Annotated in this window: 18 protein-coding genes; 5 read left to right on the plus strand and 13 right to left on the minus strand. The window is 35.7% G+C overall.

Going from position 1 to position 14,382, the window contains the following annotated elements:
- From CVS97_RS05410 to gatC, 3 genes are read right to left on the minus strand one after another with little or no spacing between them, the layout of a single operon-like run.
- Positions 1 to 612 (minus strand): CvpA family protein, encoded by a 612-nt coding sequence (locus CVS97_RS05410; protein WP_054197121.1) that lies wholly within the window; start codon positions 610 to 612, stop codon positions 1 to 3.
- Entirely contained in the window at positions 612 to 1,751 is a 1,140-nt protein-coding gene (locus CVS97_RS05415; RefSeq protein WP_107785358.1) for a type IV pilus twitching motility protein PilT, read from the minus strand. Before CVS97_RS05415 ends, CVS97_RS05410 begins: the two co-directional genes overlap by 1 nt.
- A gap of 10 nt (positions 1,752 to 1,761) precedes the next feature.
- On the minus strand, positions 1,762 to 2,049 hold the full coding sequence (gene gatC / locus CVS97_RS05420) for an Asp-tRNA(Asn)/Glu-tRNA(Gln) amidotransferase subunit GatC (protein ID WP_107785359.1): 288 nt from the start codon (positions 2,047 to 2,049) through the stop codon (positions 1,762 to 1,764).
- Between the two features lie 127 nt (positions 2,050 to 2,176).
- On the opposite strand from gatC, the gene CVS97_RS05425 reads away from it, so the two are divergent.
- Genes CVS97_RS05425 through hisG form a run of 5 tightly spaced genes read left to right on the plus strand, consistent with a single transcriptional unit; the run spans position 2,177 to position 5,297 of the window.
- Positions 2,177 to 2,740: a hypothetical protein gene (locus tag CVS97_RS05425; protein ID WP_107785360.1), complete on the plus strand. Its 564-nt coding sequence runs from the start codon at positions 2,177 to 2,179 to the stop codon at positions 2,738 to 2,740.
- Positions 2,740 to 3,747, plus strand: coding sequence for an L-seryl-tRNA selenium transferase (locus CVS97_RS05430; protein ID WP_107785361.1), 1,008 nt, complete (start codon positions 2,740 to 2,742; stop codon positions 3,745 to 3,747). Before CVS97_RS05425 ends, CVS97_RS05430 begins: the two co-directional genes overlap by 1 nt.
- Positions 3,744 to 4,076, plus strand: coding sequence for a hypothetical protein (locus tag CVS97_RS05435; RefSeq protein WP_087577808.1), 333 nt, complete (start codon positions 3,744 to 3,746; stop codon positions 4,074 to 4,076). Before CVS97_RS05430 ends, CVS97_RS05435 begins: the two co-directional genes overlap by 4 nt.
- Positions 4,063 to 4,692 carry a type III pantothenate kinase gene (locus tag CVS97_RS05440; protein ID WP_107785362.1) on the plus strand — a complete coding sequence of 210 codons (630 nt, stop codon included), beginning with the start codon at positions 4,063 to 4,065 and terminating at the stop codon, positions 4,690 to 4,692. Before CVS97_RS05435 ends, CVS97_RS05440 begins: the two co-directional genes overlap by 14 nt.
- Complete coding sequence (hisG, locus tag CVS97_RS05445; RefSeq protein WP_084109560.1) at positions 4,689 to 5,297, plus strand: ATP phosphoribosyltransferase; 609 nt, start codon at positions 4,689 to 4,691, stop codon at positions 5,295 to 5,297. The genes CVS97_RS05440 and hisG overlap by 4 nt, the downstream gene beginning before the upstream one ends.
- Positions 5,298 to 6,107: 810 nt before the next feature.
- Here hisG and CVS97_RS05455 read toward each other — a convergent pair.
- The 10 genes from CVS97_RS05455 to accA all read right to left on the minus strand — a co-directional run bounded on the left by CVS97_RS05455 (position 6,108) and on the right by accA (position 14,382).
- The gene (locus CVS97_RS05455) at positions 6,108 to 6,752 is read right to left on the minus strand and encodes an ABC transporter ATP-binding protein (RefSeq protein ID WP_107785363.1); all 645 of its coding nucleotides are present in this window, start codon (positions 6,750 to 6,752) and stop codon (positions 6,108 to 6,110) included.
- A complete protein-coding gene (gene tsf, locus CVS97_RS05460; protein WP_107785364.1) occupies positions 6,752 to 7,816 on the minus strand; it encodes a translation elongation factor Ts in 1,065 nt (354 codons plus the stop codon). Before tsf ends, CVS97_RS05455 begins: the two co-directional genes overlap by 1 nt.
- A complete protein-coding gene (gene rpsB, locus CVS97_RS05465; RefSeq protein WP_002941277.1) occupies positions 7,816 to 8,604 on the minus strand; it encodes a 30S ribosomal protein S2 in 789 nt (262 codons plus the stop codon). The genes tsf and rpsB overlap by 1 nt, the downstream gene beginning before the upstream one ends.
- A 145-nt stretch (positions 8,605 to 8,749) precedes the next feature.
- The gene (locus CVS97_RS05470; RefSeq protein WP_084041948.1) at positions 8,750 to 8,965 is read right to left on the minus strand and encodes an acetyltransferase; all 216 of its coding nucleotides are present in this window, start codon (positions 8,963 to 8,965) and stop codon (positions 8,750 to 8,752) included.
- A 76-nt stretch (positions 8,966 to 9,041) separates the two neighbouring features.
- Complete coding sequence (locus CVS97_RS05475) at positions 9,042 to 9,821, minus strand: DUF4198 domain-containing protein (protein ID WP_107785365.1); 780 nt, start codon at positions 9,819 to 9,821, stop codon at positions 9,042 to 9,044.
- Between the two features lie 155 nt (positions 9,822 to 9,976).
- Entirely contained in the window at positions 9,977 to 10,708 is a 732-nt protein-coding gene (gene pgeF, locus CVS97_RS05480; protein WP_107785366.1) for a peptidoglycan editing factor PgeF, read from the minus strand.
- A 9-nt stretch (positions 10,709 to 10,717) separates the two neighbouring features.
- On the minus strand, positions 10,718 to 11,332 hold the full coding sequence (locus CVS97_RS05485) for a riboflavin synthase (RefSeq protein ID WP_107785367.1): 615 nt from the start codon (positions 11,330 to 11,332) through the stop codon (positions 10,718 to 10,720).
- 215 nt (positions 11,333 to 11,547) lie between these two features.
- Entirely contained in the window at positions 11,548 to 12,390 is an 843-nt protein-coding gene (locus CVS97_RS05490) for a YwqG family protein (protein WP_107785368.1), read from the minus strand.
- 10 nt (positions 12,391 to 12,400) lie between these two features.
- The gene (locus CVS97_RS05495; RefSeq protein WP_107785369.1) at positions 12,401 to 13,255 is read right to left on the minus strand and encodes a CbrC family protein; all 855 of its coding nucleotides are present in this window, start codon (positions 13,253 to 13,255) and stop codon (positions 12,401 to 12,403) included.
- Between the two features lie 191 nt (positions 13,256 to 13,446).
- Entirely contained in the window at positions 13,447 to 14,382 is a 936-nt protein-coding gene (gene accA, locus CVS97_RS05500) for an acetyl-CoA carboxylase carboxyl transferase subunit alpha (protein ID WP_107785370.1), read from the minus strand.

A 14,382-nucleotide genomic window follows, 5' to 3' on the forward strand; every position in this document is an offset into this window, starting at 1 on the left:
TTATTCCCCTTTTGTGATATTAGAGTCGGTATTTACACTAGCATTTGCATCCATTGAAATAAATGCATCAGTTTTATTTGTATCCATTGGTCTTGCCACTATCTCATCTAACTCACTTTTGATATTTTTAACATCAAGATTTGTTATCCATTTGCCAGTTTCTATCAAAACCGGATAAACTTTACTGTTCGCAAAATAAGGAGCAATTATATTATTTAGCGAAGTGCCAGATATTACAGCAACTACTGCCGAAAATGTTAAGAAAATTTTTCCACTTCCCATAACAAATCCACCAAGTCTATCCAAAAAACCAAGCCCACTTACTGAAACTATTTTTGATAAAAATTTACCAACTAGCAAGCAAACTATCCAGAAAACTAGCCAAAGAGAGATAAATGCGACAAACTGTAAAAATGAAGGATTTTCAAATTTATATATATTTTTAGTTATAAACTCACCAGATAGATCTGAAAATCTGCTAGCTATAATTAAACCTCCGATAAGTCCGATAAGTCCGAAAGCTTCTTTGATAAGTCCATTTAATATGCCTTTTATGCCAAGCATCAAGACAAGAGCAATAATAATAATATCAAACCACGTTACTAAATCCATTATATAGTTCCTATTAAATTTTGAAGTTCTTGCTGACTAGTTGAATAAGCTAGCGCATTTTCTTTTGTAATCTTACCCTCTTTTAGCACTTTCATCAAAGCCTGAGTTTGCGTACTCATGCCAGTTTGTTGTTGATTTAGCTGCATCTGAGAGTAAATTTGATGTATTTTGTTTTCACGTATCAAGTTTGAGATAGCCATATTGTTTATTAAAATTTCATGCACCGCGCACCTTCCACCGCCTATCTTTGGGATTAGACTTTGTGAAACGACAGCAGTTAGCGAAACGCTAAGCATATTTCTTACTTGTAATTGCTCACTTCCATCGAAACTATCAACGATCCTATTTATAGTTTGAATGGCTGAATTTGTGTGAAGTGTACCAAAGACTAAGTGTCCGGTCTCAGCCGCCGTGATAGCCGTTGAAATCGTCTCCCTATCTCTCATCTCGCCCACAAGTATGATATCTGGATCTTCACGAACCGCAGATTTTAGAGCCCTTGAGTAAGAAGTTGCGTCAGTGCCGATATTTCTATGAGAAAATAGAGCTTTTTTATTGTTATGCACAAACTCGACTGGATCCTCAATTGTAATAATATGCTTTCTATAATTTAAATTTATCTCATTAAGCATGGCTGCAAGAGTTGTTGATTTACCACTTCCTGTCGGTCCAGTAACCAAAATAAGACCTTTTTCACGCTTAATAATGTGTTTAAAAATTTGTGGGGCATTTAACTCATCAAGAGATGGGATATTGATTGGGATTATACGAAAAGCGGCAGCTAAATCGCCATTCATGGTATAGTAATAGTTGCCACGAAAGCGGCCAATATCTGGAAGCTCAATCGCAAAGTCAAGCTCTTTATTATTCTTAAGCTCACTTTTTTGTTCATCAGTAATCAAAGAAAAACATAAATTCTCTATATCCTTGCCACTTAATATGCCAAAATCAATGGGCTTTAAAGCACCGTCTACTCTTATTTGCGGCTCGGATCTTGAAACAAGGTGAAGATCGCTTGCCTTATCACTCACAACAGTTTTTAAAAGTGTTTTTATATCGCCAGCAAGATTATTAAGGCTATTATCTTCTGATATTTTTACACTTAAATTCTTTGCTTGAAGCTGTTCGATTAGATCCATATTTTTACCATTATTCTATTATTTTTGGTACAGCAAAAAAATGCCCTTCACGTGAAGGAGCGTATTTCAAGATCGTATCAATCACATCACTTGGTCTTGGCTCATCTTCTCTTAAAGGCGTGCCACCTTTTATAGAGCTAACTACAGCTTCATCGCTACTTAGATCAAGTTCATTTAAAATATCAACAAAAGATACAATCTCGCTTAGTTGTTTTTTTACTTCTTCTCTTTTTTCATCATTAATTTGTAGTGCAGAGAGTTTTTCTAATTTATTTAAAAGAGTATCATCTATTTGCATTATATAAGTAACCTTATTAATTAATTTTGAGCCATTATATCACATTCAAGCTTTAATTTTGGGATAGTTTTAATTTAATTATGTTAAAATCTGCGAATTAAAATTTTTTAAAAACAAAGGAAAAGCGTTGGCTATAAAAGAAGATCTAACACAGATAAAACAAGAGATTGGTGCTCAAGAACAGTTTTTAGAAAGCATGATCAAAGGTGAGCGTTTCTTTAGAAAGTATAAAAAATTTATGATAATTACCATTATTGTTGCTGTCATTGCAATTATTGGATTTTATTCGAACAAAATAATAAATGATAATAGAATTGAAGATGCAAATTTGGCTTACTCAAAGCTCATTTTAAATCCAAACGATGCAAATGCCTTAAGCATTTTAAAAGAAAAAGAACCAAATTTATATGCGCTTTTTTCACTTCAGCAAAAGCTTTATAAAAATGAAACAAATGGCATTAGTGAGCTTGCAAATTTAAAAGTAAATCCTATAGTAAAAGATATTATTCTTTCACAAAATGGTAATGCAAACACTCAAATTTTAAGCGAATATAGCACGCTCTTAAAAGGCTTTGAGCTTTTAAAACAAAACAAAATCAAAGAAGCAAATGATGAGTTTAATAAAATTTCACTCGACTCTCAACTTCAAACTTTAGTTAAAAATTTAAAACACTATCAGGGAATAAAATAATGAAAAAAATTACTCTTTTCTTGGCTTTTGCCTTGGCTTTAGTTTTAAGCGGATGTGGCACAAAAAGACAATATTTCGAGCCAGCTCAAACCTCTGGCAAAATTTCTTTGTCAAAAGATATGCCATCTTATATCAAATCAACAAATGCAAATGGTGCCACTCTTGATAACGGCAATATTATCACCAAAAACGGCCTAAATACAAACATTAAGTTGCCTGAAAATTTTAATTTCTTAAATGAAAACAACGGCTTTACCATCTCAGCTAGTATAAATGGCGATCTAAATGTGACAGATCCTAACGGACGCAGCGTTTATAGTAATAAATTTCCAACAGCAATCGTTGCTGCCTCTCTTGATCAAAACCTATTAGCAGCTATCAGCGCGGCAAACCACATCTATCTAATAGACATAAATACCGCAACAACAATAATGGAATATAGCTCGTCTAATATAGCTGCGGTTGATTCAAGGGTCGTAGCGCCATTTTTTATGAGCTCACTTATTGTCTATCCGGCATTAGATGGCAAAATTTACATAGTGCAAAAAGAGACTGGTAGAATTTTACGTGACGTGGTCGTAAGCTCTGAAAATTTCTTTAATAACATCATATTCTTAGGCGTTGAGGGCGATAATCTAATTGCAGCAACAGCTAAAAAACTTATCGTCATTAATCCAAGCCAAACAGTTTATTATGACGGTGAGATCAAAGATGTACTAGTTAATAACGATGAAATTTATATCTTTAAAAAAGATGGTACGATTGTAAGAACAAATCTTATGCTAAAAGAGCAAAATAAAGTAAATTTCAAATTTGCCATCTTCTCAGCAGCCACTATTATCAATAATAAGCTCTACGTAATCGAAAAAACAGGCTACGTTATAAAAACAAATTTAGACCTCAGTGGAGCTGAAATTTATGAATTTAGCGATGAGATAAAAGATAAAAGCTTTATGGGCAATGGTGCCTTTTATTATGATAATGAACTTGTTAATTTAGGGCAATGAACCAAAAAATTTGGGAGCTTTTTGAAGCCAAAAAAATCCTTTTAAAAGATATCAAAGCACTTAATACAAGTGAATTTAGCACAAAAAAGACGCTTGATATCTTTTGGGGAGTGGACAATAAGAGCTTTTACAATCTTGTCTTTTTAAGAACAGCAAAAAGTAGATTGCTACGCAAAGAGGCTTTGGAACTTGAAGAAATTTCTAAAAAGATAGAGGCAAAATTCCAAATAAATCTAAGAAAAAAAACTATATTTTATAGCTCAGAAATTTGTTCTAAAGCCTTAAAAGAACTACAAGACAATAATTGGCGATGTTATGATTTTGTGTAATATAGGCAATACAAACGCTACATTTTTAGAAGGTGGCAAAATCTCACGTATGAAAATTTCTGAGTTTAAAAGCTATAAGCCAGAAAAAAAAGTATATTTTATATCCGTAAATGATGAAATTTTAAATATTTTAAAAGATAATAAAATGTTTGTAAATTTAGAACCATTTTTTACTATTGATACGATATATCAGGGTCTAGGCGTAGATAGAATCGCTGCATGTTACTCTATAAATAATGGCGTAATTGTTGATGCTGGAAGTGCGATAACAGTTGATATTATGGCAAACTCTATCCATCTTGGAGGATATATCTTGCCAGGCATTTCAAGTATGCTAAATGCTTACAAAAGCATCTCGCCACGACTTGATATCACTATAAATTCGCAAATTGACATAGATGCTCTACCACAAAAAACAGCCGATGCCGTGAGTTATGGCATTATTAAACCGATAATAACTCTACTAGATAAACTAGCCGGTGACAAAAAAGTCTATTTTACTGGTGGAGATGGCGACTTTTTGTCAAAATTTTTTAAAAATGCTATTTGCGACAAGATGCTAGTTTTTCGTGCCATGCAAAAGCTAATAACTGAAAAGAAAGATATGATAATATGATAACAGTAGCACTACCAAAGGGAAGAATAGCCGAGGCAACACTAGAAATTTTTAGAAAAATTTTTGGTTCAAGTTTTTTATTTGAAGATAGAAAATTAATCCTTGAAGAAGGAAATTTTAGATTTTTAATGGTTCGCAACCAAGATATCCCAACTTACGTCACTGAAGGTGCAGCTGATATCGGTGTAGTGGGGCTCGACGTGCTTGAAGAGCACAAGCCAAATGTTGTAAGGCTACTGGATTTAAAAATCGGCCAATGCAAAGTTTGCATTGGCATAAAAAACGACTCTGAACTAGACCTAAACCAGCCAGAGCTAAAAATAGCTACAAAAATGCCAAATATAACAAGAAATTATTTTACAAAACAAGCCGTAGCTGTAAAGATCATCAAGCTTTATGGCTCGATCGAACTTGCACCATTAGTTGGCTTAAGCGACGCGATAGTTGATGTAGTCGAGACTGGCTCAACCATGAAACAAAATGGGCTAAAGATCGCTGGTGATATCATGCAAAGCTCAGCTTATCTAATAGCAAATAAAAATAGCTTTATTATTAAAAAAGATGAGATTTTAGAGCTTTATAAAAAAATCAAAGAAGAAATTTAAAGCTCTTCTCTCTTATCATAAAGCACAAAATTTCTCTAATTATAAAGTCCGACTATTCGCTTATAAATTTCTTTAGAATAACGTATTGGTAATTATTTGCATACTTTTTATATTAATTTATCTTAATAGATTGGTACTTATCCAAAGAGTGATCTAAATATTACAAAAGATAGTAGTTTCTGACGAGCTAAGAGCCAAACATAAGCTAAAGCCTCTCATCACAAACATCTAGCTTTGATTGTATTGCTTGCCACCAAAATCAAGGCGATAATCCTAGCAAATTTAAAGAGATAGGTGACAATGGCTACACTAGCTGCCATACAAATATGATAGGTAGCAATAAAATATCAGCACAAGCTCAAAAGATGTATACTCACTATAAAAAATTCTTGGCAGTAACAAAAAACTAAAATTTGTAAGTTGCCACTATGAAGCAGGACATAGCGCTGGCTTTATAAATTACCTTGAATACTGGAAGCCAACATATAAAATTTATGAGAAGAAAATGCTAAAGCAAAAAATCAATACTAAGAAAAAAATTCTTCAAAGATGACTATAAACCTATAAAAAAGGAATAGAATTTTTTAAAATAAAATACTGACAAGAATAATACAAAACCTGTTGGTGGTTTTTGACGGGATAAATCTAAACTTTCTTATTAATCAGGCAAGTAATTTAAGCTTGCCTGATTTTACCTATTACATAAAGCTTTTTAATACAAATTTTTTATTATAAAGATATAGATAAATCTAAATTGGAAAAATTTATAAAAATATTAAAGATAAAATAATAAATTTTAGTTTTTAAATTTTAAGAAATTTGCACAAGTTCTTTGTTCTCAAGCTTGTATGAGCTATCGCATTTTGCTGCTAAATCGTTGTCGTGAGTGACTAGAGCAAGGGCGGCATTGTTTTCATTTATATAGTCAAATAAAACTTGCATCACCTCATTTGCAGTTTGCTTGTCAAGGTTACCCGTTGGCTCGTCTGCAAAGATGATCTTTGGCTTTTTAGTAAGCACTCTAGCGATACTAACGCGCTGCTGCTGACCACCACTTAGTTCGCCAACTTTTTGGTTCATAACGCTTGAAATTTTAAGCGCTTCAAGATCATTTTTTTCTATCTTTTCACCAGATAAGATGCTTGCAAGCTCAATATTCTCATAAGCGCTAAATCCTTTAAAAAGATAGTGTGACTGGAAAATAATGCCAAAATGAAGCCTTCTAATAGCCAAAAGCTCGTTTTGAGAAAGCTCATAGATCGATCTATCTTGATAGATGACCTCGCCAAAATTTGGTTTTAAAAGTGTTGAAAGTATATGTAAAAGTGTTGACTTGCCGCAGCCGCTAACGCCGGTTATCGCGATGCTTTGTTTTTGATTGAGAGTTAAATTTATATTGTTAAAGAGCGTATAATCATACGCAAAGCCTAGATTAGACGCTCTTAAAATTTCCATTAGCCTATTTGAGCAGCAACTTCTGCAGCAAAGTCATCTACTTTTTTCTCTAAGCCTTCGCCAAGCTCGAAACGAACGTATTTTACGATCTCGATCTTGCCGCCAAGCTCTTTGCTCTTCTCTTCGATAACTTGTTCGATAGTCTTTTTATCGTCCATTACATAAAACTGACCTAAAAGTGTAAGGCGTTGGTCAAGTACTGTATTGTCAGCGTAAAATCTCTCGATCTTACCAGGGATGATCTTGTCCCAAATTTTCTCAGGTTTGCCCTCAGCTTTTAGCTCTTCTTCGATCGCTTTTGTAGCTTTTGCAAGCTCTGCCTCACCTATCTGGCAGCGGCTAGCATACTCAGGGATGTGGTGAAGTGGCTTGCCTAGGCGTTTTAGCTCTTCATTTTCTTTTTCAAGCTCAGCGCGAAGTGCGATAAATTCTTTCTCAACAAAATCTTTATCAAGATCTTTGTAGCTTATAACACTTGGCTTCATAGCAGCTGCGTGCATACATAAATTTCTTATAAATTCAGCTGCTTTATTTGCAACTTCTGCGCTTTCGCAAGCTGCACCTATAAGCACACCAACACGGCCATTTGAATGAACATAACCATTTACTACGCCTTTATCATCAGCAATAATAGTCTCAAAGCGGCGAACTACAAGGTTCTCACCTATAGTTGCGATCTGAGTTTTGAAATAATCTTCAAATTTAACACCATTTAAAGTACTCGCATTTAGCTCTTCAACTGTTGTTATGCCACTTGATTGGATGTGAGCTGTTGCGTCTTTTGCAAGTGTTTGAAACTGTGGGTTTCTAGCAACGAAGTCAGTCTCAGAGTTGATCTCGCTGATAGTTGCTTTTTTGCATTTTGAGCAAACTTCAACACTTACCAAGCCCTCGCTTGCGAGACGATCAGCCTTTTTAGCAGCTTGGCCTAGGCCTTTTTCACGAAGGATGTCAACAGCTTTTTCCATGTCACCATTTGCTTCGCCAAGTGCCTTTTTGCAGTCCATCATACCAGCTCCGGTTGATTCGCGGAGCTCTTTTACCATTTGTGCAGTTATTTCCATTACTCTTCGTCCTCGCCAAAGTCTTCTTCACTCATAGCCTCAGCTACAACTGCATCTTTCTCATCTTGGCTTACTTCTTCGCCAGCAGCTTGCTCGCCACCATCTTGCTCAAGAAGTGATTTGCCTTCGTTGATCGCCTCAGCCATCTCTTGGCAGAAAAGCTGAACAGAACGGATCGCATCGTCGTTTCCTGGAATCGGATAGTCAACAACGTCAGGATCGCAGTTTGTATCGATCGGTGCTACAACTGGAATTTTTAAACGATTTGCTTCTTGAACAGCGATCTTTTCTTTAACTGTATCAACAACAAATATCATATCAGGTAGGCTTTTCATATTGCGGATACCGCCAAGAGTTGCGATAAGCTTCTCTTTTTTGCGACGAAGCATTAAAGCCTCTTTTTTAGTTAGTAAATTTATCGAGCCATCTTCTTCCATAGTCTCGATAACTTCTAGTTTGCGGATAGACTGGCGGATAGTACCAAAGTTTGTCATCATACCACCTAACCAGCGGTGATTTACATAAGGCATTCCACATTTTTCAGCGTACTCTTTGATAGCGTCGATAGCTTGTTTTTTAGTGCCAACAAATAGCACTGACTTGCCCTCAGCAGCTGCGTCACGAACGATATTGTAAGTGTAGCGGAAGTAGCGGATAGTCTTTTGTAGATCTATAATATAGATACCTTTTCTTTCGCCAAAGATAAATTTTTTCATCTTTGGGTTCCAGCGGCGTGTTTGGTGACCAAAATGTACGCCACACTCTAATAAATCTCTCATAGTTACCATGAGTTTCTCCTTGTTTTAGGCATTTTGCCTTGAATTTAGTTTTATCCTCCACGACCATTAATGCTTTCGCACAACCAAATTTAGGATTGTCGTGTGTGAAATAAAGGGGGATTATACTTAAAATAATATGAATTTAAACTAAAGTTTATTTACTTAATTGTGAGTCTTCTTCGATTTTTATTAACTTAGCAAAAATTTCTGCCATTGTTTGTCTTTGTTCGGATGAAATTTTAAGCTTCTTAACGTTTAAAAGAATGCTTACAAACTCCTCATTTTGTAGCGTTTCTACGCCAAATTTTCTTGCGTTTGTAGTGATTTTTAGCACAAGAGGATTTTTTGATTTAAAGTTTTCGTAAGGCATTCTTTCTCTACTTTCAAAATTACAAAGCAATTATAAAAATTTATAATAAATTCGGACTCAAATTTATATCAAACTTTTATTCTTTTATCTCAAAACTAAGCGTCGTTTTTAACGTCTCTTTATCACACTTCGCAGCATCTGGATAAGGTCTTTCATAAATCACTTCAAATACCCAAAATCCTGGTCTTAGAGCTAACACTTCAGTGATGCCTTGCTCATCAGTCACACCATAAAACGCGTGCTTATGGTCTAAAAATCCAGCAAAAGTACCAGTTAGCTTAGCTCGCTCTAGCGGCTTTCCATCAGCAAAAACCTGCAATTTAAAAGGCTTATCTACTCTAAATTCTGCTGGGTTTTGTAGCGGTACGATCTCGATTTTAACTCCAACAGGTTTAGTTACGAAGCCATCTATTTCACCTAAATTTAAGACTCTTTTAGATGTTATCGTCATCAGCCGGCAAATCTGTATATCACTTAGATCCTTTAGATCAAGCTTAGTTGTGTCTATTAGCCACTTGCCATCACTACGCCTTTTGAGCGAATACATAGGATTTTGCTGTGCTAGTAAGATATATGTGCCTTTGTCTAATCTTTCGCCCTCGTAGCGGTAGTTCTCGCCACTTTGTGTAAGCTTCTTTTTACTACCATCTTTACTTATTACAGTAATTGGCGCAAAAAGATGGACGCGTTCGGCCATAATAGGCTCTAGCTTTGGAAAATCGTCGCTATAACCCATATTTGCGATAAATTTTCCTAGCTTTTCATCATTAGCTCCATCTACCCAAAACAAGTGTGCTTGCGCCATATAAAAGGCTCCTGTTAACATAACAGCGGTCAAAATTCTACCTATTTTCATGATTTTCCTCGTTGTTATTTTTGAGATTTGATGTCAAATTGTAGCTAAAAATTATTATATTTAGCCATTTTTTAGATCAAATTAAATATCAAAACGTTCAATACAATTTAGCTGGCAAATTTTAATAGGCAAGCAATGAAGCTAAAAATTTACTTTTATTTTTTACTATTTACCGATGTGGCTCTATTCATCACAAATCCGCAAAAACGCCCAGTCCTACTCTGCTTGCGGTATGAGAATAATTCATCTCTCTCAAAAGTGCAGCGAGGATCTAGCCATATTTGCTCTACCCCAAGCTTAGCAAATTCGTCTAATAAAGCTGCATTTATATCAAATTTCCCATCTTTTTTGTATCGGTTAAATTCGCCAAGATCCAGCTTGCCTACTTCGTAGTTTTGCACTTTGATATTTGCGCCTATAAATACGCGTAAATTACTAGCGCGACAACCAAACTCACTCATCATCAGTCCTACCGCATTTGTGCAAATTTTACTAGTAACACCTGCACGCCCCGCGTGCACAGCTGCGACTACGCCAAGATGTTCATCTATTATCAAAACAGGCGCACAGTCAGCGACTAAGACGCAAAGCGTCACGCCTTTTAATGATGTTATCACACCATCACACGGAGGTAGAGTATCGTTAAAATCTTGCAGAATTTCCACTTTATTTGAGTGGATTTGGCTCATAAATTTTAAATTAATAGGCATAATGCCAAGCGCCGTCGCTAAAATTTCACGATTTTGTGCGACCTTTAGCGGATCATCACCAACATGATCTGCTAAATTTAAGCTCTCATAAGCACCCTCACTCACACCACCAAATCTATTTGTAAAGCCAGCTAATACGCCATTTTTATCAAAAACGATCTCTAAATTTTCACGCATTTTATCCACCTAGTAAAGGCTAGAAATTCGCTCAACATCGTCCCAGCTAAGGCCACTATCTTGCTTGCAAAAAAGCTGCCTAGCCACGTATCGAGCCAAAAGATCGCTTTCGATATTTACGCGCCTGCCGACCTTAAAAGTGCCAAAAAGACTATCTCTAAAAGTGATTGGTATGATCGTAAGCCTTATACCATTTGGCAAAATTTCATTTATGGTTAGACTCACGCCCTCAACACCCACCGAACCTTTATTTGACATCAAGCTCATAGCATCGCGCGGCAAGTCGATGTAAAAATCAACCCCATTCTCATTCTTTCTGATATTTGAAATTTTACCAATAAAATCGATATGTCCTTGCATCAAATGCCCATCTACTCTGTCTCCTAGCTTCATCGCTGGCTCAATATGCACTCTTTCTTTTAAATTTTCAACCGCGATATTTGCCCTACTCTCTGCACTTAACTCCACGCTAAAGCCATCTTCATGCAGTTTTATCACACTCAAGCAAGCACCATTTACAGCAATGCTATCGCCCAAATTTGGACGAAAATTTGCCTTTAGCCTTAAAATATTTTGTGAATAACTAACAACCTGTGCGATCTCACGGATCAAGCCATTAAACATATTTTGCCTTTAAAATTTTTAAGGATTTTACTAAATTTTGCCTAAATTTGGGCATTACCATCTTTGATTATTTTATATATTTAAGTAGTTAGTGGTAGAAATGGAAGTGAAATTTTGATAATCACACTAAAAATGTTAGTAAAAATTTATTGTGTAACCCTAGTATAAAATTTCCCTATAAATTTTAATTTTTATCTTTTATAAATTCGGTAGCCTTAACTTGTTTGCAAAACTAGCCACGTCTTGCTAAAGTCGCGCACCGCTAGGTCGTCCCTCTTTATCCACAGATAAACTCTGCCCTCTCCGTCCCAGTCCATATCGCCCTCATCATCACTATCTATCTGTAAAAGTAGTTGCCACTGGGCAGAATTTTTCTCAAATTCCGCTATTCTTGGGTGGTGATAAGCGCTACCATCACCACAGCTAAGTCCATTTGCAACCAGCTCACACTCTAGCTCCATGCCATCTTGGACATTATCGGAGTGCCCAAGGAGCTTATTTTCTTTAGCCTGCCAGCTTGGCTCAATAACCTCATGATAGGCCTCCCACTCAGCCTCACTAATTTTACTAAATGGCACAATCGAGCTTTGCAAACTTGGCAAATTTAGCTCGTTTCTAAAGCTAAGAGAGCGTGCGCCAAATGTGAAATTTCCGCTATCCATGTTTTGTCGAGCAAGCTGGTCTTTAGCTACCTCACTAAAGATCACGGCAAAGCCCTTTTTATTGGCAGGGTCGTAGCCCCAAACACGTAAATTTCTATCATAAAAAAGATAGAGCATTCCGCTTTTTGGAAGTAGTGAGTCAATGTCAAATTTGCTAGCTTCAGCAAAATTTATCTGTGCCACAAAACTCAAAGCGCCGTTTTCATTTGAAGGCCACGATAAACCATCTGGCAGATCTGGCGAGCCGCCAAATTTAGACGCTCCAACGGCGATATCATCGTCATTTTTAGCTTGCGTATCTATCCTTATGGCATTTCTTGCTAGTGGCGATAAAAGCATAAAAAGTTCATCCAGGCCACGTTCTTTACAACCTTTAGAAATTTTTGCAATATCCATATTTTCCTCTTTAACAAGCATCAACGTATATATGATACTTCTTACAATGCAAACAACGAAACAAATATCCAGCAATATCGCCAGCTTTGACAAGATATTCGCGTAGCATTTTATCGTCATATTCGGCTCTTTTTGCATAGTCATCAAAGACCTCGTCTGCCATACCCATTTCTTCAAGCTCTCTTGTACCAATGTCGCCTAAAAATTCGCAATAATCATCACAACAAACTATCCAATGCTCGCCCTGCCAGCTCTCGTAGCCCGGGGTTCTTCTAAAGAGTTCGTCATTCTTTTTAGCATCACTTGTAGTTAGTTTGTCAGCATCTTGCACAAATGTTGCGTCAAATTTCTTAGCAGCCTTACCACTAGAAATACAAGTAGGACAAAGATACGAAATATCCTGCTCGCAATAAATACTGCCGCTATAATAAACTTCAGTATCTTTGCCACAACACTCACACACTATGTTCATATCATCTTTAAATGCGCCAGTTTTTAAAGGATTGGGATGGTAGATAAATTTTGGTAACGTGATAGCTTTATCTTTTTGAGCCAAAATTTGATCTCTACTTTTTGGGCGAGGCAGCGCCCATTTATCATTTTCGTCAATGAATTGCACTAGATAGCCAAGTGCCTTTAGCTGCTTTTTATCACTTTTGTCATGTATTTTTAAAAGTAAGTCGTAAGCACTCTTTCTCATAGATAAAAGCTGATAAACATCGACTAAAACATACTTTGCGCAAATGTCATCACAATTTTCCAACTCTTCTTTAAACTGATAGAGTGCCTCAATGCTAGAAGCATTGCCATTATTTTTATAATATTCTTTTGAAAGAGTGATATATTTTTCTTGGAATTTATTCATTAATACTCTTTATGTAGATTTGACATTAACAATTTTAGTGTTTAAATCTTAAAGATAAAAAAGCTAGTGTAAAATCATGGTTGTTAAATCGATTAAATTTATATAGATTTTTAAATTGTTTTAGTATTGCAGTAGATGATGCCACAAACAAATTTGATAAGTATTCTTATAAAATTGTTGTGACTATAAATTTATTCTTCAAATGCTCCGATAGAGAGAATTTTTTCTATTCTTTTTGCTACAAGATCATTTATATCAAACTTTTCAAGCTCAGCTAGCTCTGAGATAAAATAATTTGCAAGTGCTTTTGCAGCACCATCTTTATCTCTATGGGCTCCATTTATCGGCTCATCTATAACAGCATCAATCAGCGATAGACTTTTTAAATCATCAGCTGTTATTTTCATAGATTTTGTAGCTTGTTCCTGTTTAGCTGGGTCATTCCAAAGTATTGCCGCACAGCCTTCTGGAGAGATAACTGAAAAAACGGAGTTTTTCATCATAGCGAGTCTATCAGCCACGCCTATAGCTAATGCGCCACCACTTCCACCTTCGCCAATAACAACAGCAATTATTGGAGTTTTTAAATTTGCAAACTCGAATAAATTTCTAGCTATGGCTTCACTTTGTCCTCGCTCTTCAGCTCCAACGCCTGGATATGCTCCTGGAGTATCTATGAGAAATAAAATAGGTAAATTAAATTTTTCAGCCATTTTTGCAACTCTAAGAGCTTTGCGATAACCCTCAGGATGAGGCATACCAAAATTTCTTCTTAATTTATTTTTAGTGCCACGGCCTTTTTGCTCGCCTATAACGACAGTCTTTTTGCCTCCGATATAGCCGATGTAGCAAACTATCGCTGGATCATCTCTAAATGCTCTATCTCCATGAATCTCATATCCATCAATCAAAAACGCATTAATATAATCAATAGAATATGGTCTATCTGGATGACGAGCAAGTTGCAAACGTTGATATTCGTTTAAATTTTTATATATTTTTGATATCTCTTTAGATAAATTCTTATTTAAAATTTCAACAGCATGTTCATCGCCTCTGATCTTAGCATTTGCTATATCTTCATCAATTTGCTTTATGCTTTTTTCAAAATCTAAATAATTTGACAT

Source organism: Campylobacter concisus (genome assembly GCF_003049735.1).
Taxonomy (GTDB): Bacteria; Campylobacterota; Campylobacteria; order Campylobacterales; family Campylobacteraceae; genus Campylobacter_A; species Campylobacter_A concisus_AN.